Below are 19,469 nucleotides of genomic sequence, written 5' to 3'. Positions count from 1 at the left end.
CATGCATTCCGGTGATGTTTAAACTACTTTTATTCTTCATTGCCCGGGACTCCTCGCATTCTCTTGATGTTTAAACTCCTCTTATTCTTCAGTGCGCGGGACTCCTCGCACTCCGCTGATGTTTAAACTCATTTTTTTCTTCATTGCGTGCTACTCCACATATTCGCTTGATGTTTAAACTACTCTTATTCTTCATTGCGTGCTACTCCACGCATTCGCCTGATGTTTAAACTCCTATTATTCTTCATTGCGTCCTACTCCCCGCATTCGCTTGATGTTTTAACTCCTCTTATTCTTATTGCTTGGGACTCCAATCCTCACTTTGATGTTTAGGAAATCTAAATATTCCTTTTTAACTGTATGTTACTCAAATATCTTCTGGATTCTCGAATTCGTAATAGGTCATTTTTCCATGATACCTTTTATTCAAATGCTTACACAAAATTCGGTAAATCCTCTGTTTGTCTATCATTTTCCCACACCATTCATAGGTTTCAATCGTTCTTATTTTTCTGTTTGGGAAGAGAAGTTGTTGTTCTTTAACATTCCGTATTACGGCACTTTCAACTGATTCGGCCCAATTACATTTGGGGCAAAATAGTTTTTCTCTTCTTTCCAAAAGAGTAAACTTTCGACACCCCGCACAATACATTCCTTTCTTCAACTGTCCAAACTCATAATCCGGCACCTGAGAATAGGGTGATTTTTCATTATGAAGCGCGGTCAGTTTTTCTGACAGTTGGCGTTCTCTCATTGATACAGGTGTTGACAGCTGGTTGAATTGTTGGAGATATCTTCTGATCTGGCTTGGGTAAATGATGGGTTTGTCCATTGGAGCTTGGTACAAGGTGAATGCGGGGTTAACAAAAACGACATAGGCGAAAACAGGGGCTTGAATGTTGTGGGTATGCAGCAATTGGCGCAGCAGTGATTCATTTTTTTCGAGTTGAATCAGGGGATTATTTCTTTCTTCCTTATCTTTCTGAAGGAAGCGTCCTGCTTCGTAATAATAATCTCCTTCGAAATTTTTCACTTCAAACAAAAACAGTTTTCCTGCAAGAAGCATCAGTGAATCGTTCTGAAAATGATTATTTCGCTGTTTTAAGCGTACATCATTCAAAATCAGACAATCTACTTTCAGTTCCTCCATCCATGAATCAAATAACAGTTCGCCTTGATAGCCTTTTTCTAATCCATAGTAATACTGCTTGTCTTTCTCAGTGAGGCCATTTCGCGCATGTAATGATTCCAACATCAAATGCTCTTCCGATTTTTGTCTTGCTTTTACTATCAATTGATCACTTCCTTTCTCTACCATTTTATGCCACAAACCACAGCTCGTCAACAGAAAAAATCCTCTCACCATAGTGGCAAGAGGATTCATAAGCCTATAGTTATCTTTGATATAATGGGAATTTAGCTGTTAATGCAGAAACTCGTTGACGTGCTTCTTCCAGTGCTGCTTCATCTTCATGATTTTTCAATGTGAAAGCGATGATTTTCGCCACTTCTTCCATCTCTTCCTCACCAAAGCCGCGAGTTGTAACGGCAGCTGTACCAACACGTACACCGCTTGTGACAAATGGGCTTTCCGGATCGAATGGAATCGTGTTTTTGTTTGTTGTGATGCCAACTTCATCTAATGCTGCTTCTGCGTCTTTTCCAGTAAGGTTCAGACCGCGAACATCAAGAAGTAACAAGTGGTTTTCCGTTCCACCCGAAACGATGCGGATTCCTTCTGATTGAAGCACTTCGCCGAAACGTTTGGCATTTTTGATGATGTTCTCGCCATATTCTTTGAAAGATGGCTGTAATGCTTCTTTTAAGGCAACAGCTTTTGCAGCGATTACGTGCATTAGCGGGCCACCTTGCATTCCCGGGAATACTGTTTTGTCAATTTGTTTACCGAATTCTTCTTTACATAAAATCATCCCACCGCGAGGTCCGCGTAATGTTTTATGTGTTGTTGTTGTAACAAAATGTGCATGCGGCACTGGGGCTGGATGCAAACCTGTTGCAACAAGTCCCGCGATGTGCGCCATGTCGACCATTAGGTATGCGCCAACTTCATCGGCGATTTCACGGAATTTAGCAAAATCGATTTGACGAGGGTAAGCACTCGCACCAGCTACGATCAATTTCGGTTTTACTTCTTTCGCCTTCGCTAACACAGCATCATAATCAATTTGTTCTGACTCTTCGTTTACGCCATAGTCCACAAAATTGAAAAGTTTTCCGCTGAAGTTAACCGGGCTTCCGTGTGTTAAGTGTCCACCATGGCTTAAGTTCATACCAAGCACAGTGTCACCTGGCTCAAGTATAGTAAAGTAAACAGCCATATTTGCCTGTGCACCTGAGTGTGGCTGCACGTTCGCATACTCTGCACCGAATAATTCTTTGGCACGGTCACGAGCTAAATCTTCCGCAATATCGACATACTCACAGCCGCCATAGTAACGTTTGCCTGGGTATCCTTCTGCATATTTGTTTGTTAATACAGATCCTTGGGCTTCCATTACTGCCTCTGAGACAAAGTTTTCTGATGCGATCAATTCGATTTTGTCATTTTGACGTTTTCTTTCATCTTCCATCGATTGAAAAAGTTCTGGATCAAATTCTTGCAAATGCTTCATTATTTGCTTCCCCCTCAACCATTTTTGGTGTATTACTTTCCTTTAATATTCGTTATTTCCAATATGTATATCTAAAATAACATTAACTTGGAAAAAATTCTAGAGTTTTTACGAATAAAAAGTAAAAAACATGCACCTTTATTCGTGATTAGCAAAATAAAGGTGCATATTTCCATAACTGTTAGCAGTAAACGGAACGAGGTCCGCCGATCAATTTTGGTCTAGTTTTTGCATTGCTTACACGTGCATGGCCAACATAACGCTGCTTTAAACGAAGCGGAATCGCCACTCTTTTTAAATGCATTCCAATCATCGTTTCCCCGATATCCATACCGGCATCTGCCTCAATTGCCTCAACAACGACAGGTTCCTGGAATTGTTTGTAGGCATGTGCTGCCATTGAGCCACCTGCTTTCCGAACAGGGATGACCGTCACTTCGTCCAGTCTCCGTTCACGCATTACTGCTTTTTCCATGACGATTGCTCTGTTTAAATGTTCACAGCATTGAAATGCTAGAGCCACACCTGTTTTTTCCTCCAGGCGGGAAAGCTCTTGATAAATCATTTCGGCAATCTCTTCACTGCCTGCTGTTCCAATATGTTCACCTGCAACTTCACTTGTGGAACAGCCAACTACAAACAAGTCACCTTCAGAAAGGAGATCAAGCGTTAGCCATTCATCTACAATCTCTCTTAATTCTTTTGCCCATTGCTCCAGCTGCATCGCTCAATGTCCTCCCTTCGTCACTTATTTGTTTTCATAATCTGCCATTTTGCCGATACGATTGGCATGGCGACCTCCTTGAAAATCGGTGCCTAACCATGTCTGCACAATTTCTCGTGCAAGCCCTGGACCAATTACTCGCTCACCCATTGCCAGCATATTGGAATCATTATGTTCACGTGTCGCTTTGGCACTGAATACATCATGCACTAATGCGGCGCGGATACCTTTTACTTTGTTGGCAGCAATGCTCATGCCGATTCCTGTACCGCAAATTAAAATGCCGCGGTCAAATTCGCCGTTCGCCACACGTTCTGCTGCCGGGATGCCGTAGTCCGGATAATCAACAGAATCCTCACAGTTACAGCCAGTATCTTCAAACTCGATATGTAATTCTTCTAATAATGAAGCAATCTCTTTCGATAAATTAATACCACCATGGTCTGACGCTAAAATGACTTTCATGAAGATGATCTCCTTTGAAAAAGTATTGTTTAATTCAGCTTAAATTGCTCCATTTGAATTTTCAAGTTTTGTGCTTGTTTTTCGAGCCCAATCGCTAAATTTTCTAAATTTTCGGCAAAATCCGCCTGTTCCTCAATAGTTGCCCGGATTTCCTCTGCACCTGCAGATGTTTCTTCGGCTATTGCCGCAACATTTTGTGACTGGGACTGTGCTGACTCGATTTCTTTTACCTGTGTTGCTACAAGACCGGAAATTTCTTTAATTGCTTCAGCGACACTGTGTACAGAGCCTGTCATGCTTTCCAGGACTTTTGTCGTCTGCTCACCTTTTGACATTTCTCCTCTTGTCTGATTCACTTGCTCCTGAATATTACCAACAACGAGTTCGACATCTTTTTGCATTCCTTTGATCAGATCGGTAATACTATGGACTGCCTGTGAACTCTGATCCGCCAATTTTCGCACTTCTTCCGCAACAACGGCAAATCCTCTGCCTTCCTCTCCTGCTCTGGAAGCCTCAATCGAAGCATTCAATGCCAGTAAATTCGTTTGTTCACTGATATCACCAACAAGGGAGATAACATTTTCCACTTCTTTCGCTTTTTGGGAAAGCCTGTTCACATCGCCTAGCGCATTTTCCTGGTTCTCCGCAATTTGCATGATTCCCTGGACCAGTTCCTGGATAACCTGGTTGGACTGTGTAAGCTGGTTGACCATTTCGTTCGACTTTGTCTGAGACTCTTCTGCTTTTCCATCCACTTGTGAAGCAAGATCAGTTGAATTGCCGACAGACTCTGCCGTTTGCTGAATTGCTTCTGCTGATTCTTCCGCACCCTGGGAAATTTGCCCAATCGTTTCTTCCAGTGCTTCTGTCTGTTGTTTGGAACGGGATGCTGCTTCTTTCATTTTATGTACAGAATCGGTTGTTTCAGATGCATGCTTCTCAATATCTGTCATGACTGTCTTTAAATGATCTACCATCTGCTGAAAAGAGATTGTCAATGCTCCGATTTCATCTTCTGTTGTTTTCGGTGCTTCGATTGTTTGATTTAAATCACCTTCAGCCACCTTTTTAGCTACATTTTTCAATACAACGAGTGGTTTTGTGATAAAGCCTGACGCAACAAATGCCAGCACTCCTGACCAGAATATCCCGAGCAGTAAGACCGCCAGCACATACCATACTTCTGAAATTGGCACGAACGGTGTGATTAATTCTTGTAAAAAATAAATAAAGACAGCACTTGTGGAATAAGTAACAATAGCCAGTGTTGTTGTAAAGATAACCAGCTTTAACCGCAAACTTAATCCCTTCCTTTTTTCCCCCATATGACGCCTCCTAAATATGACAAATTATCTATCTATATTCTCCAACTTTTTTACTAATATAGCAAGATGTTTTTCCAATTCGTCATAAGTTTTTTCGTATATTGAGACGTTAGACCCAAAAGGATCGGATATATCTGTATCTCGTACCATTGCTTCTAATTTTGTAATTTCTTCGGCCATTTCCCGTTGTTTTACCGGACTGGCTGTTACCTTTGCTTCTTCCAGTTTGGCATAAGCTTGTTTCAGTTTCTGCCATGCCGTCTCATATTCAGGAATGGTGTACTCTTTTAATGTAAAAGTCCGCTCTCTTACTTCAGGAAACTGGTGCTTAATGCTGTCCCTGTGGCCTGCTGTCATTGTTAAAATCAGATCAGCCCATTGGATCAGCTCGTGGTTCAGTTGTCTTGACTGATGATCAAGCCTGATTCCTTTATTGCGCAATACTTCTACTGTTGCCTGAGATGCCGGGAATCCGTCTGCTGCCATGATTCCGGCTGAGATCACCTCATGATTCGTTTTTTCCTTTAACATTGCTTCCGCCATCGGGCTTCTGCATGTATTGCCTGTACATACAAATAATATTCTCATCGCTAATTGATGCCCCCATTATCTAAAATTCTCACTTAAGCATATCATATATTGATCAGAATAATATATTCAAGCCGAAACCAAACAAAATACAGCCACCAAGTATCTCACTGTATGTGCCAAGTAAATGATGTGTTCTGCGGCCGATCAACAGGGCTGTCCATGTTAAGATTGTACTGAAAAGTCCGAACAGAATGATTGCTAATACTGTCTCAACACCTGATAACCCTAATGACAATCCAACAGAGAAACTATCAAGACTGACAGTAAATGCAAACACAAACAAACCGAAACCTACGGGCGCTAATGGACTGTCTTTTTTTAAAAAAGTGTGGATAATCATTTGCAGTCCAATTCCGCACAATAAAAGACCTGCTGCCAATATCGCGATCCCTTCTATATTATGGGAAATATAGGTTCCAAGGATTAATCCAATAAAGGGCATCACGATATGAAAAATACCGACAGTCAGCCCGATTATAAAAATCCGTTTTAAACGAATGGCCTGCATCCCGATCCCCAATCCTACCGAAAAGGCATCCATCCCTAACGCAAATGCCATAAACACAATGGAAATAAAATCGCCTAGTGCCAAATTAAATAGCCCCCTTCGCTGGACATGCATTCTTTCTATGCATATGCAGCCTCAAAGGGGGTTATGTTAACTTATTCCTGCTCGATTCGATCTGCAGCAGCTTTACTCAGTCTGTTCATAATCGCCTGGCCGATGCCTCTGTCAGGGAAAGTTTCCATCAGAATCATATCAACATCCGACTTTTTAAAATAACGTAATGCTTCATATAAATGAACAGCAATTTCACTCAAATTGTTCCGCGATCCACATTTATAGAGATGGTTTGCGTCAAGCTCGCTTGCCAGTTCATCACTCGCAATGACCGCCACTTTTTTACCCTGATTGCTGAAATGATTGAGCTGTTCCTGGAAAAAGGCATCGTCCCCATCAATTAAAAACATGGGGGCATCTGGTTCATAATGATTATACTTCATCCCTGGCGCTTTCGGTTTTTCCGTTTCCTTTATGGCAGGACTGTCCACAATGCCGGCGATTGCTTCAATTTTTTCTAATGTGATGCCACCAGGTCTCAGGATGACAGGAATCTCGCCAGTTCCGTCAACAACCGTCGACTCCACTCCAACTCCTGTTGCCCCGCCATAGATAATCCCTGCAATTCTGCCTGTTAAGTCATCTGCCACGTGCTCCGCCTTTGTCGGGCTTGGTTTTCCGGAAATATTGGCACTTGGTGCGGCAATCGGAAGTTTCGTCTCACGAATAAACGCCCGGCCGATCGAGTGATTCGGGATTCTTATCGCAATCGTATCAAGCCCTGCCGTGACTGCAGGCGCGATTTTTCCATTGCTTTCCAGGATAATCGTAAAAGGGCCTGGCATAAATTCATCGATTAATTTTGCTGCAAGTGGCGGAATTTCTTTAACAAATTCGCTGATTTGATTTTTATCTGCCAGATGAACGATCAGCGGATTATCTGAAGGCCGGCCTTTCGCCTGATAAATTTTCTGTATGGCTTCTTCATTGGTCGCATCTGCTCCAAGACCATAAACCGTTTCAGTCGGAAAAGCAATAAGCTCTCCCTTTTTTATCTGGTCTGCAGCTTCCTGTAATGCTTGCTGATCTGTGCTGTAGATTTTTGTTTCCATTAGTATCCCTCAATTGTTTGATGTTCTTGTCATTATTATGGATGGAATTCTTTGAATGTGCAAGTTTCTCTTATCGTAAATTAGTGTAAGGAAGCTTGGCGAAAACTCTTGATCCTGCGGGGAGGTTTTTCACTTGTTCTGGCATTCAGAGCTACTCTGAATGCCTTGTTCTGCTCTTTTTCTTGGCGTCTTGGCATTCAGACTCGATCTTAATTCCTTCAGCTACCCTTTCATCGGGCGTCTTGGCATTCAGACTCACTTTCAATTCCTTCAGCTACTCTCTCCCCGAGCGTCTTGGCATTCAGACTCACTTTCAATTCCTTCAGCTACTCTCTCCCCGAGCGTCTTGGCATTCGGACACACTCTCAATTCCTTCAGCTACTCTCTCCCCGAGCGTCTTGGCATTCAGACTCACTTTCAATTCCTTCAGCTACTCTCTCCCCGGGCGTCTTGGCATTCAGACTTGATCTCAATTCCTTCAGCTACTCTTTCATCGGGCGTCTTGGCATTCAGACTCGCTTTCAATTCCTTCAGCTACTCTGTCTCCGAGCGTAACGGCATTCAGACTCGATCTCAATTCCTTCAGCTACCCTTTCATCGAGCGTCATGGCATTCAGACTCGCTCTCAATTCCTTCAGCTACTCTCTCCCCGAGCGTCTTGGCATTCAGACTCACTTTCAATTCCTTCAGCTACTCTCTCCCCGAGCGTCTTGGCATTCAGACTCACTCTCAATTCCTTGAGCCCCCTGACTTCAGGATAATATAAAATTTCCCCGCTCACGCAATTAAAAACTGTGGATAAAATTCCATTATCCACAGTTTTCGCTTATTTTATCCACATTTGGGTGGTGAATTGTTAATAAGTGCTGCATTTATCCACGATTAGGGTGTTGTTTATCCACCATGTTCCTTCAGAAATGTTGCCAGGTCCTTTTTTTGCCTGTTGATAACCTAATTGTGTTAATAAATCATCCACAGCTTCTGACTTACTGTGAATATATAATTGATCTGCACCATAGTTTGTTGTTAATTGTTCCGCTGATTGGATGATGGTCATCGGCAAAGTAATCGGTGCGCTCTGTTTCATGACGAAGGCTCTTAACCAATAACTCATCTTATCAACAGGGAAGAGTGCGAAGAATGCAATCACCCGCTTATTTTGATAAAGAAAATATCCATACTGCTTCATCTCTGCTTCTTTGATTATCGATGTTTCCTGACCGAAAAAGTCGGCAAATGCCTGCTCTGATAACGAATTCGTTGCCTGCAAATTCAAATCTATCACCTCTATCAATTTGTCTTTTATTATATTCTATGAAACAAATGATAGATTTATGCAAAAAATGATTGAAACCATTCCACAAAGAAGAAAGTATATTTTACTTCTTCCTCTTCCTCAGGTTCTTCTTCTACTTCTTCTGCTGGCTCTTCCGTTTCTGCTGCTTCCACTGTTGTCCCGAACGAGAAATCAAGGAAACATAATGGCGGGAACACGACACACCACCAGTTAGAGCCTTCTCCTTCACCCAGTGTCACTAAAATTGCTTCATATTCGCCCTCAGGATATAAATAATCACCATACAATTTCGTTGGAAAAGTGACGCTTTTACTGTACTCCACATTATAGGTGTAATTGGAATTCTCGCTTGCTAACACTTTATCCACAATCGCCTCTAATTCAGTGATGCGCGAAGCAATCAGCGCGCGCGCTTCGTTAATATCATCCATCTTCTCGACCCATTTGGTTACTTCTTTATTGATTTCATCCCGCACCTTATGCTTCAAGGCCTGATCCTGTTCCGAATCACTGTTGGCCAGAATCCTCAGACGAATCGCATCATCCGGAATAACCTGAAACGAAGACGCCGTTTCCGTACTCGCTATTTTTTGTGGAAAAAAACCGATAATGATAAATATAAGGACAGCTAATAAAAATAGTTTTCGCATTTTTGATTTCCCCCTGTAACTAATCTTTGTTAGTCACAGTGTGGACAAATACGAAAACTTTTAAACAATCAATCTATTATTTTTTATCACAGCGCTAATGATCATTGGGGTCAACCCCTCAGATCAAAGTCTCACTGTATTTTCCACTTCGGCAAGTACCACACGATCTTTGCCATTAATGTCTTTCAACACCTGCACATTACTTTTGGAAAAAGTGCTGTGGATAATGTCAGTGACTGCTTCGCCTTGTTGATAACCGATTTCGAACAGAATGACTGCCTCTTCGGTCAATATTGCTTTTGCCTGTTCCAGGATCGTTTCATATGCGAGCAATCCTTTATTTTCGGCAAACAAGGCTAACTCAGGATCGAAGTTTTTTACCGTGTCAGCCATTTGCCCGATCTCTCCCCTGTCAATATAGGGCGGATTGGAAACAAGGATATCTGCCTTTATTCCCTGATCAATCAGTGGGCTAAGGAAATTTCCTTGAAAGAAGTCGACAGGTGCATTCAGAATGCCGGCATTTTTTTTCGCTATCATCAGCGCGCTATCGGAAATATCTGTTGCATACATTTTCTCCACAGTATCACCAAGCTCCAGTGCTAATGTTATCGCAATAATGCCGCTGCCTGTTCCAACATCTACACAAGTGAGGTCTGTCCAGTCTTTTTTCTTCACTGTTTGGATCGCATGGTCGACAAGTTCCTCTGTTTCCGGTCTTGGGATCAGCACATCGGCATTTACCTGGAAAGTTCGATCGAAGAATGTTTCTTCACCAGTTAAGTGCTGAACGGGAATTCCGGTTTGTGCATGTAGTTCGATTTTAGCTTTATAGGAGCGGAACGTGTGTGAAGCCATGTTCTCGCGTAAGCTACTGATTAGTTGAGCCTGAGTCATGCTGAGCTCATGCTTGATGAGGATCTCTGCAACTTTGGGTTCGCGGGATGCGTTTTCCAAAAAAGAAGAAGCCCATTTCAGAGCTTCGTAAATTGTCGTTGCTGTCATCTTATTCACCGATTTGTTCCATTTTGTGTGCTTGTTCTTCGATAATCAGTGCGTCGATTACTTCGGCTAGTTTTCCTTCCAGAATCTGATCAAGCTTCTGGATTGTCAGGCCGATGCGGTGATCTGTGACACGGTTTTGCGGGAAGTTGTAAGTACGGATACGCTCGGAGCGGTCTCCTGTCCCTACCGCTGACTTTCTTGTCTGGTCATATTCCGCCTGTGCTTCTTGCTGGAACTTGTCATAAATTCTGGCACGAAGTACTTTCATTGCTTTTTCTTTGTTCTTGATTTGTGATTTTTCATCTTGAATCGATACAACAGTTCCTGTTGGCATGTGTGTTAATCTTACTGCAGACATTGTTGTGTTAACACTTTGTCCACCTGGTCCGCTTGATGCGAATGTATCGACACGGATATCTTTTTCATGGATATCTACTTCTACTTCCTCTGCTTCTGGCATAACGACAACCGTTGCAGTGGATGTATGGATTCTGCCGCCTGATTCTGTTTCTGGTACACGCTGCACGCGGTGGGCTCCGTTTTCGAATTTGAGCTTAGAGTAAGCGCCATTTCCGTTAATCATAAAGACAATCTCTTTATAGCCGCCTACACCTGTTGAGTTGGAATCCATAATATCGATCTTCCAGCCTTCTGATTCAGCATAACGGGAATACATGCGGAAAAGGTCGCCGGCGAACACTGCTGCTTCATCTCCGCCTGCTGCTCCACGTACTTCCATGATAACGTTTTTGTCATCATTCGGGTCTTTTGGTAACAATAATACTTTTAATTTTGCTTCCAGTTCTTCTTTTTGTTCTGAAAGTTCCGTGATTTCCATTTTGGTCATTTCACGCATTTCATCATCTAGATCATCCTCAAGCATTTCTTTGGCATCGTCCAGTTGTGCTGTAACATCTTTATATTCACGATATGCAGTGATCACATCTTGCAAATCGGATTGTTCTTTGGAATATTCACGTAACTTTTTGCTATCATTAATAACCTCTGGATCACTCAAAAGTTCATTTAACTTATCATAACGCGCTTCTAACGATTCTAATCGATCTAACACGTTCTCCACCTCTTTCTCATCTAAGACAGTAAGTACATTATATTATAGGAATGGGAATGGAGTCAAAGAACTCTTTGATTTATGTTAATTTTCTAACAGTCTCTTTAAAATGAGTGTATGGCATCGCTACGGAAAGATACTACGCTTTCCATGAGCACGGCTTCAACTAACTTGGTAATGAAAACCGCTTTGCCAAGTGGATTTTCAGCTCGCGCTGTTTACATAGGAGTCTCCGTACCTTTCCTTCGCTGTTTACAGTTCTCCGAAATAGTAATAATAACCACCTAATAGATTATGAAATAATTATCATGACTCACTTCACACTATCTTAAAACAACAAAAGAACAAACGAATTCGTCTATGTTAATTCGAATTCGTTTATTCTGAGCTATCTGTTTTTTCTCAGTGCTTTAATGGCAAGTGCTGCCCCTCCGGCAATTGCGAGTGTGAGCATGGGACGTTTGCTTGCTTTTACATACATACTGTTGGAGCGGATCCAGCCATGGCTTGTTCCTCTTTCATGCAGGCCAAATCCATGATGGTACAGAGCACTTTCTGCTGGTGGCTTCGATGGCCTGTTATCATGGGCTGTAGGGTAGAGATCCCATTCCGTTATCTTATCTGTCAATCTTGGTAATAACGTTCCAAGAAGTGCGAATAGTTTGGCGTGTGATCCGATATACATGTCTCGCTTCGGGTTTTCAGCAGCGTAAAGAATGCCTTCTGCAGCGGCTTCAGGTGGATAGATCATTCCTCTGTGTGTTGGCTGTTTGTCTAAATAACTTTTTGCATGTTCGTTATATGGTGTGTCAATTCTGCCTGGATGGATCAGGGTAACAGAAATCGGGGTTTGTTCCTTTTCCAGTTCCATTCTTAAACTGTCTGTCCAACCATGTACAGCGTATTTAGCTGCGGCATATGTGGATTGCAGGACTGTTCCTTTATCACCAAAGAGACTGCCAACATTAATAAGGGCGCCAGATCCCCCTCTTTCCTTAAAATGTTTTACAGCCACTTTTGACCCATAGACCACACCCCAGAAAACTGTATCAAACATGCGCTTCATATCTTCAATGCTAACATCCATTGCATGACCAAAGATCGATACGCCAGCATTATTCACCCATGTATCAAACCGTCCATAAACTTCTAATGCGGATTCTGCTATTTTATTGACATCTGCTTCTTTGCCTACATCTGCTATCACATAAATAGCGTCATGCCCTTTTGCTCTTAATTCTTCCACTAATTGATGTAATGCTTCTTCATTTCTTGCGGCAAGCACTAATTTGGCTCCTTTTGCTGCAGCCATCCTTGCCGTAACCAATCCAATGCCGCTCGATGCTCCCGTGATAACGATGACTTGATCTTCTAGATTCTTCAGATTGATATCTTTCATCATATTCAAGTTTATGAGTGTTTTTTCCAGCTCTGCTGTATTCGTCTGTTTTACCTGTGGAAAGTTGTTGCGGTTCGGCTCAGTCTGATCTTGTACCATCGTATCTCTCCCACTCTGTGATTTTATAGAAAAATAAATGCTGAATGATAGCTATTGCCATACCATTATTTAAGATTCCTTATTTTCACAAAATTATGCTGGTATCTTTTTATAATAAAGCGGGCGATGAGGACAGAATTAGAGGGAATTTGAAACTACATCAAACTGAATGGTTGGAACTGGCCGGGGATAATGTACTGCTTTGTAATCTGGAATTGGTGATAAGTCAGTTTTTATGAACAAATCTGCTTCTCTTTGATTTACATTTGTTGATTATCCATTTTATCGACAAATCTTTCCCTCCCTTGCCTCACATTTGTTGATTATCTACTTTTATCAACAAATCTACCCCTCTCCTGCCTTAGATTTGTTTGATATTTCCCTTTCATGAACAAATCTGCCCCTCCCTCACTTGAAGCGAATGAAAAAAAAGAAGAGCTCCTCACTAGTTAAGGAAATCTCTTCTTTTATAATCATATCAGCTACTAAAGCGGCGGATTAGCATGACATTTGCGACACACTGGATAATAGGCATCGTTCCCGCCGATATGAATTTGTTCTCCTGTATAGACTGGTTGACCGTCTTCATTTACCCGTAAGTTCATAATTGCTTTTCGATGGCAAAACCAGCAGATTGTTTTCATTTCCTCTATCTTATCAGCATATAGGAGGAAATATTTGCTGCCTTCGAACAACTCATTACGGAAGTCATTCTTCAGCCCAAATCCCATTACGGGAATATTTAACTCATCAACGATTTTCGTCAATTGTAATACATGGTGTTTATGTAAAAATTGCACTTCATCGACAAGGATACAATATGGCTTCTGATCAACAGTCTGGACTACTTCAAAAAGGTTGGTTTCCTCAAAAATTGGTAAGGCCTTTTGCCGTAGCCCGATCCGACTGGACACATAGCCAATTTCATCCCTGTCATCTAATCCTGAAGTGAAAATCAATACTGGTTTATTTTGTTCCTCATAGTTATGGGCGACCTTTAATATTTCGATTGATTTTCCACTGTTCATTGCTCCATATTTAAAAAATAATTGTGCCACTCACTTTCTTTCCCTTCTTTTTTCAATTCCCTATACAGTAGTATTGCTCATCATCTCTCAAATAAAATATAAAAAACAGGCAAACCATTATTAGATTTGCCTGTCTTAAACGGATTTTGTATCCTGTTAGTGTTTGTTCGAGAAAAATATACCTTAACCAAGGTTGTATTTTTTCTTGAAACGGTCCACACGTCCACCGACTTTATCAGCTTTTTGCTTACCAGTATAGAACGGGTGTGAAGCTGAGCTGATCTCTACACGGATTAATGGGTAAGAATTTCCATCTTCCCACTCAATTGTTTCATCAGAAGTCTTTGTTGATCCGCCTAGAAATTTGTAGTCAGAGCTTGTATCAAGAAATACAACTTTACGGTATTCTGGATGAATGCCTTGTTTCATGTCTGTCCACTCCTTTTGCCCTGAATCCTTAAGAAACAGAGTTTAATTATGCGATAAACGCATTTTTTCATACAGATGAATTATACCAATCTCACAATAGGAATGCAAGAGAATATTATATTATATTAATGTTTTCCTATTTCTTCGCCGTTCCTTTTCGTTTCATTTCACTCTCTAATACTTCAAGGAACTCTTCATTATTTTTCGTTGAACGGAGCTTGCGTAAGAAGCGTTCTAAGAAATCTGGCGAGTCCTGCATGCTTTTGCGGATTGCCCACATTTTATCCAAATGAGGTTTAGATAATAACAGTTCTTCTTTTCTTGTGCTTGAACGCAGGATATCGATCGCAGGGAAAATACGGCGTTGCGCTAAATTACGATCAAGGTGAAGCTCCATATTCCCTGTTCCTTTAAATTCTTCATAAATTACATCATCCATACGTGAACCTGTTTCCACTAAAGCTGTTGCTAAAATCGTAAAACTTCCGCCATCTTCAATGTTACGGGCTGCACCGAAGAAACGTTTCGGACGGTGGAATGCCGCAGGGTCGATACCGCCGGAAAGTGTTCGTCCACTTGGCGGGATAACCAAGTTATAGGCACGCGCAAGTCTTGTAATACTATCCATTAATACGACAACATCTTTTTTGTGCTCAACAAGACGCATTGCCCGCTCCAGCACTAATTCAGCTACTTTAATATGGTTTTCAGGCACCTCATCAAAAGTGGAGCTGACAACATCGACATTTTCAGCTACCGAGCGCTCAATATCTGTTACTTCCTCCGGTCTTTCATCAACTAATAAAATAATCAGTTTTGTGTTCGGATGATTTGTTGCAATACTGTTGGCAATCTGTTTCAATAACATTGTTTTACCAGCCTTTGGCGGTGCCACAATCAATCCACGCTGACCGTAACCTACTGGTGTCAGCAAGTCCATAATTCTTGTTGAAATCTGCTTTGTTTCTGTCTCCAGGTTCATCAGACGATCTGGATACAATGGCGTTAAAGCAGGAAAATGCACTCTTTCTTTTGCAGCCTCCGGATCTTCTCCATTTACTGCGTCTACATGCAATAAGCCGTAATATCGTTCGTTTTCTTTTGGTGGACGTACTTTCCCTGATACCTTGTCCCCATTACGCAAATCAAAACGACGGATTTGTGAAGCAGAAATATAAATATCTTCCGCACTTGGCGAATAATTGATGGGACGCAGGAAGCCGAAACCTTCTGTCGGAATAATTTCCAAAATTCCATCCATAAATAAATAGCCGCTTTTCTCTGCCTGTGCTTTTAAAATGGCAAAGATCAGTTCTTTTTTTGTTAATTTCGCATAATATGATACTTTAAAACCTCTTGCCTTTGCATAAAGGTCCTTTAAAGTCATTTGTTCTAGTTCTGAGATCGTTACTTCACTCACAAAATCACCACACCTATGTTTATTTATATTTTTTTGTATGAAACGGTTCCATCCTCAACTTTTACTTGAATTTACAGTAAATGATGGATAACTCACTAAATAAATTCAAACTATTAAGAACTTGATATATGGACAAACAATGCTTGGAAACTCAAAAAAGGAGTACCGAGATTATTGAATTAATCTCAAGAAGAGTATGAGATGGAAGCTGGATTTATCTTCATTCAAAGGAAAGCAATGAAGCAATTTGTATAGTAGATATCTATCCTTACTATATAGTACATTGTTCGTAGTAGATATTCAACAAATATTTTAGAAAAACTCATTCGGATAATCTTTTTTAGGAGATTTTTGCTATGATTTTAGTAGATTCTTGATAAAATTTCTAAACACACACTTTTAGAAAAATTTTTAAAAAATCACCTTCACTGTGAAATGAAGGTGATTTTTAGCATTACAGATTTTGGAATTGGATGATTTCCTGCTCTGTCATGTCTTCGCGCCAAATGTTTGCACCTAGATTGGATAATTTCTCAGCTATTTGAGAATACCCTCGATCGATATGTTCTAAACCAGTTATTTCTGTAACTCCATTCGCCATTAATCCTGCAACGATTAAAGAAGCACCTGCTCTTAAGTCACTAGCTTTGACTTTTGCCCCTTCTAACTGGACTGGACCTGAAACAATCGCAGACCCGCCCTCTACCTTAATCTGTGCATTCATTCTTCTTAATTCATCAATATGCTTAAATCGGGCCTGGTAGATGGTATCTGTGACAACACTTGTACCAACTGCCTTTGTCAAAAGAGCGGTAAATGGCTGTTGAAGATCGGTAGGAAATCCCGGGTGAACAAGTGTTTTGATATCAACAGGTTTTAATCGTCCACCCCTGTGAATGAGCAGTTGCTCTTCCCCTTCTTCAATCTGTACACCCATTTCTCTTAACTTGGCTAATAATGGTTCCAAATGCTGTGGGATGACATTATCAATCAGAACTTTTTCCCCTTGAGCTGCAGCCATAATCGTGTAAGTACCTGCTTCAATCCGGTCTGGGATGATGGTATGCATACATCCGGTCAATTCCTGCACACCTTCAATTCGGATCACATCAGTACCTGCCCCTTTAATTTTCGCACCCATACTTGTTAGTAGTGTTGCAACATCAATTATTTCCGGCTCTCTTGCAGCATTTTCAATAATTGTTTTTCCTTTTGCTTTCACTGCTGCCAACATAATATTAATCGTCGCACCGACACTGACAACATCTAAATAAATGCGCGCACCCTTTAACTCATCTGCGCGTAAGTAGATAGCACCCTGCTCATTTGTCACCTTTGCACCAAGTGCTTCGAACCCTTTGATATGCTGGTCAATCGGGCGTGGCCCTAAATAGCAGCCTCCAGGCAAGCCAAGGACAGCCTCTTTAAAACGACCGAGCATTGCTCCCATAAAATAATAGGAGGCACGCAATTTCTTTACTCTTCCGTTCGGTAATGGCATTGCTGTCATATTCTCCGGATCAATATGTAAGGTTTGCCCACGCTTTTCCACTGTTCCGCCGATCTCTTCTAATAAATGACTTAATGTGTCTACATCCGAAATATCTGGCAACCCTTCAATGATAACTTTGGAGTCAGCCAAAATTGATGCTGGCAATAAAGCAACTGCACTGTTTTTTGCACCACTTATTCTTACTTTACCATTTAATAAGTGTCCACCTTCAACAAGCAACTTTTGCATCTATAATCCCTCTCTTTTTCAAAGGTATTTTCCAACGACCTGTTCGTTCGTTATTTTTTCCATCTATAGTTTGTACTATTTTTCCAAATTCATGCAATAATTACTTTAAATAAAAAGCAATCTATTTCATTATAACTTATATACGACCTGAATGACACCACTAGTTATTTTTGTGTGAAGGAAAGGAGCAGATCACTTACCTTTCTTTATTTGAAGGCTCAATGTGAAGTATTCCATCCTTATTATACATAGGGATTAGCGGGAATTATAGCAGGATACAGCTGAAAAAAGAAAAATGGTGGATATGTACTAGCAGGCATCTGAAATTACAGGAAGATCGTAATAGATGTTTTATTGGATTAGTTATAGCAAGACTGTCAAAGATTCTTCCACCATAACAAAAAAACTGCTCTTGTTTAATAAGAGCAGTTTTTCCATATTTCTATTCTTACGCTTTACCTGAAGAACCGAATTCGCGCATTTTGCCGATTACTGTATCTTTAATCGCGTCGCGGCTTGGTCCTAAGTATTTACGTGGATCGATCATTTTAGGGTTCGCAGCTAATACTTCGCGAACTACTTTTGTTTGCTGGATTTGGTTTTCAGTGTTTACATTGATTTTAGAAGTACCATAAGAAATTGCTTTTTGGATATCTTTAACAGGGATACCAGTTCCACCGTGAAGTACTAATGGCACACCTGCAACTGTATTGATTTCTTCCATTTCTTTGAAACCTAAGTTAGGCTCACCTTGGTAAGTACCGTGTACAGAACCTAATGCTGGAGCTAGACAGTCAATTCCAGTACGTTCCACAAGCTCTTTACATTCGTTCGTGTCAGCATACATAATACCACCTGTAACGCCGTCTTCCTCGCCACCTACAGTACCAAGCTCAGCTTCAACTGATACACCATGGAAATGAGCAAGTTCTACTACTTTAGAAGTTACTGCAATATTTTCTTCGAATGGATCGTGAGAAGCATCGATCATGACAGAAGTGAAACCTGCATGAATGGCTTTTGCACAAGCTTCGAAGCTTGAACCATGATCTAAGTGGATTGCTACAGGAACAGTTGTACCTTGTGCTTCCATAGTTGCTTTCACCATTGCTACGACAACATTGAAACCACCCATGTATTTTCCTGCACCTTCAGATACACCAAGGATTACCGGAGATTTTTCTTCTTCTGCAGCCTGAAGAATTGCTTGTACATATTCCAGGTTGTTAATGTTAAATTGACCTACAGCATAGCTATTTTTGTTAGCTTTAATCAGCATGTCTTTCATTGATTCTAATGCCATTGCTTACTTCCTCCTTTAAGGTATGTATTACAAAACCTGACTAAAAAAAGCCCAGTTTCATTTATACTATCTGCCATGATAGTATAGAAAATACTTTGTATAACAACCGATCTTTTCTTTGATTGATTGTATCCTTTTATAGAATACCAATTCCTTACGAAAGGTGCAACACCGCAACACCAAGAAAGCGGTTGCTTCGCAAAATTCCTGCAATATATTTAATTGGCCTGTTCATTTTTTCCATCTATAATACTTTTTAGCAATAGTCGGATATCATTTAACTGAAATGGTTTGCCTATTACTGTTTCCACAATTGGATATTGTTTCATTTTCTCTTCAGCCTGATCTGGCAAGCCGCTCATTACCACAATAGGTACTTGTACTCCATCTTCTACTAAAAGTTTCACCAATGCATGCCCATCAATAATTGGCAGTTTGTAATCTAACATAATAAGATCTGGCAGAGATATTTTAATTTTGTCTAATGCCTCCTGACCGTTCATTGCTAATTCTACCGTATATCCTTCCTGGGAAATCACTTCTTGCAATAATAGTCGAATTCCTATTTGATCATCAACAACTAGCACTGTTTTCGACATATGAAACCCTCA

The 19,469-nt window shown here is 40.9% G+C and carries 19 protein-coding genes; all 19 read right to left on the bottom strand.

Translation table 11 applies throughout. The features are described from left to right. Nucleotides 1–367: 367 nt before the first annotated feature. Entirely contained in the window at nt 368–1,294 is a 927-nt protein-coding gene (locus F9U64_RS18375) for a nuclease-related domain-containing protein (RefSeq protein ID WP_153406367.1), read from the bottom strand. Nucleotides 1,295–1,394: 100 nt separating this feature from the next. Next, on the bottom strand, nt 1,395–2,633 hold the full coding sequence (gene glyA, locus F9U64_RS18370) for a serine hydroxymethyltransferase (protein WP_153406366.1): 1,239 nt from the start codon (nt 2,631–2,633) through the stop codon (nt 1,395–1,397). Nucleotides 2,634–2,814: 181 nt separating this feature from the next. Continuing rightward, nucleotides 2,815–3,357: a TIGR01440 family protein gene (locus tag F9U64_RS18365; RefSeq protein ID WP_153406365.1), complete on the bottom strand. Its 543-nt coding sequence runs from the start codon at nt 3,355–3,357 to the stop codon at nt 2,815–2,817. A 24-nt stretch (nt 3,358–3,381) separates the two neighbouring features. Beyond that, complete coding sequence (gene rpiB, locus F9U64_RS18360) at nt 3,382–3,822, bottom strand: ribose 5-phosphate isomerase B (protein ID WP_153406364.1); 441 nt, start codon at nt 3,820–3,822, stop codon at nt 3,382–3,384. Nucleotides 3,823–3,851: 29 nt separating this feature from the next. Continuing rightward, a complete protein-coding gene (locus F9U64_RS18355; protein ID WP_153406363.1) occupies nt 3,852–5,150 on the bottom strand; it encodes a methyl-accepting chemotaxis protein in 1,299 nt (432 codons plus the stop codon). Between the two features lie 24 nt (nt 5,151–5,174). Further along, entirely contained in the window at nt 5,175–5,738 is a 564-nt protein-coding gene (locus tag F9U64_RS18350; RefSeq protein WP_153406362.1) for a low molecular weight protein arginine phosphatase, read from the bottom strand. Nucleotides 5,739–5,793: 55 nt separating this feature from the next. Then, a complete protein-coding gene (locus tag F9U64_RS18345) occupies nt 5,794–6,333 on the bottom strand; it encodes a manganese efflux pump MntP (protein WP_407647344.1) in 540 nt (179 codons plus the stop codon). A gap of 71 nt (nt 6,334–6,404) precedes the next feature. Then, a complete protein-coding gene (locus F9U64_RS18340) occupies nt 6,405–7,415 on the bottom strand; it encodes an L-threonylcarbamoyladenylate synthase (protein WP_153406360.1) in 1,011 nt (336 codons plus the stop codon). An 856-nt stretch (nt 7,416–8,271) separates the two neighbouring features. Continuing rightward, complete coding sequence (locus F9U64_RS18335) at nt 8,272–8,691, bottom strand: hypothetical protein (RefSeq protein ID WP_153406359.1); 420 nt, start codon at nt 8,689–8,691, stop codon at nt 8,272–8,274. A gap of 56 nt (nt 8,692–8,747) precedes the next feature. Next, on the bottom strand, nt 8,748–9,362 hold the full coding sequence (spoIIR, locus tag F9U64_RS18330; RefSeq protein WP_153406358.1) for a stage II sporulation protein R: 615 nt from the start codon (nt 9,360–9,362) through the stop codon (nt 8,748–8,750). Between the two features lie 123 nt (nt 9,363–9,485). After that, complete coding sequence (prmC, locus tag F9U64_RS18325; protein ID WP_153406368.1) at nt 9,486–10,367, bottom strand: peptide chain release factor N(5)-glutamine methyltransferase; 882 nt, start codon at nt 10,365–10,367, stop codon at nt 9,486–9,488. Nucleotide 10,368: 1 nt separating this feature from the next. Beyond that, nucleotides 10,369–11,439 (bottom strand): peptide chain release factor 1, encoded by a 1,071-nt coding sequence (prfA, locus tag F9U64_RS18320; RefSeq protein WP_153406357.1) that lies wholly within the window; start codon nt 11,437–11,439, stop codon nt 10,369–10,371. Between the two features lie 388 nt (nt 11,440–11,827). After that, a complete protein-coding gene (locus tag F9U64_RS18315) occupies nt 11,828–12,937 on the bottom strand; it encodes an SDR family oxidoreductase (RefSeq protein WP_153406356.1) in 1,110 nt (369 codons plus the stop codon). 485 nt (nt 12,938–13,422) lie between these two features. Further along, the gene (locus F9U64_RS18310) at nt 13,423–13,995 is read right to left on the bottom strand and encodes a thymidine kinase (protein ID WP_153406355.1); all 573 of its coding nucleotides are present in this window, start codon (nt 13,993–13,995) and stop codon (nt 13,423–13,425) included. A 153-nt stretch (nt 13,996–14,148) separates the two neighbouring features. Further along, complete coding sequence (locus tag F9U64_RS18305; RefSeq protein ID WP_153406354.1) at nt 14,149–14,394, bottom strand: type B 50S ribosomal protein L31; 246 nt, start codon at nt 14,392–14,394, stop codon at nt 14,149–14,151. 136 nt (nt 14,395–14,530) lie between these two features. After that, nucleotides 14,531–15,814 (bottom strand): transcription termination factor Rho, encoded by a 1,284-nt coding sequence (gene rho / locus F9U64_RS18300; RefSeq protein ID WP_153406353.1) that lies wholly within the window; start codon nt 15,812–15,814, stop codon nt 14,531–14,533. Between the two features lie 454 nt (nt 15,815–16,268). Next, on the bottom strand, nt 16,269–17,555 hold the full coding sequence (locus F9U64_RS18295) for a UDP-N-acetylglucosamine 1-carboxyvinyltransferase (protein ID WP_153406352.1): 1,287 nt from the start codon (nt 17,553–17,555) through the stop codon (nt 16,269–16,271). A gap of 448 nt (nt 17,556–18,003) precedes the next feature. Continuing rightward, nucleotides 18,004–18,858 carry a class II fructose-1,6-bisphosphate aldolase gene (fba, locus tag F9U64_RS18290; protein WP_153406351.1) on the bottom strand — a complete coding sequence of 285 codons (855 nt, stop codon included), beginning with the start codon at nt 18,856–18,858 and terminating at the stop codon, nt 18,004–18,006. 218 nt (nt 18,859–19,076) lie between these two features. After that, a complete protein-coding gene (locus F9U64_RS18285; RefSeq protein ID WP_153406350.1) occupies nt 19,077–19,457 on the bottom strand; it encodes a response regulator in 381 nt (126 codons plus the stop codon). Nucleotides 19,458–19,469: the final 12 nt, after the last annotated feature.

Origin of the sequence: Gracilibacillus oryzae (assembly GCF_009498735.1) — a bacterium.
Classification (GTDB): domain Bacteria; phylum Bacillota; class Bacilli; order Bacillales; family Amphibacillaceae; genus Gracilibacillus; species Gracilibacillus oryzae.
This window is presented reverse-complemented; position numbering and strand designations above follow the sequence as displayed.

Bases quoted from the DNA above. Each gene is read 5' to 3' on its own strand.
- F9U64_RS18305 (WP_153406354.1), bottom strand. From the start codon at position 14,394: ATGAAACAAGGCATTCATCCAGAATACCGTAAAGTTGTATTTCTTGAT.
- F9U64_RS18295 (WP_153406352.1), bottom strand. From the start codon at position 17,555: ATGCAAAAGTTGCTTGTTGAAGGTGGACACTTATTAAATGGTAAAGTA.
- fba (WP_153406351.1), bottom strand. From the start codon at position 18,858: ATGGCATTAGAATCAATGAAAGACATGCTGATTAAAGCTAACAAAAAT.
- F9U64_RS18285 (WP_153406350.1), bottom strand. From the start codon at position 19,457: ATGTCGAAAACAGTGCTAGTTGTTGATGATCAAATAGGAATTCGACTA.
- F9U64_RS18365 (WP_153406365.1), bottom strand. From the start codon at position 3,357: ATGCAGCTGGAGCAATGGGCAAAAGAATTAAGAGAGATTGTAGATGAA.
- spoIIR (WP_153406358.1), bottom strand. From the start codon at position 9,362: ATGCGAAAACTATTTTTATTAGCTGTCCTTATATTTATCATTATCGGT.
- F9U64_RS18315 (WP_153406356.1), bottom strand. From the start codon at position 12,937: ATGGTACAAGATCAGACTGAGCCGAACCGCAACAACTTTCCACAGGTA.
- rpiB (WP_153406364.1), bottom strand. From the start codon at position 3,822: ATGAAAGTCATTTTAGCGTCAGACCATGGTGGTATTAATTTATCGAAA.
- prmC (WP_153406368.1), bottom strand. From the start codon at position 10,367: ATGACAGCAACGACAATTTACGAAGCTCTGAAATGGGCTTCTTCTTTT.
- F9U64_RS18340 (WP_153406360.1), bottom strand. From the start codon at position 7,415: ATGGAAACAAAAATCTACAGCACAGATCAGCAAGCATTACAGGAAGCT.
- F9U64_RS18350 (WP_153406362.1), bottom strand. From the start codon at position 5,738: ATGAGAATATTATTTGTATGTACAGGCAATACATGCAGAAGCCCGATG.
- F9U64_RS18355 (WP_153406363.1), bottom strand. From the start codon at position 5,150: ATGGGGGAAAAAAGGAAGGGATTAAGTTTGCGGTTAAAGCTGGTTATC.
- glyA (WP_153406366.1), bottom strand. From the start codon at position 2,633: ATGAAGCATTTGCAAGAATTTGATCCAGAACTTTTTCAATCGATGGAA.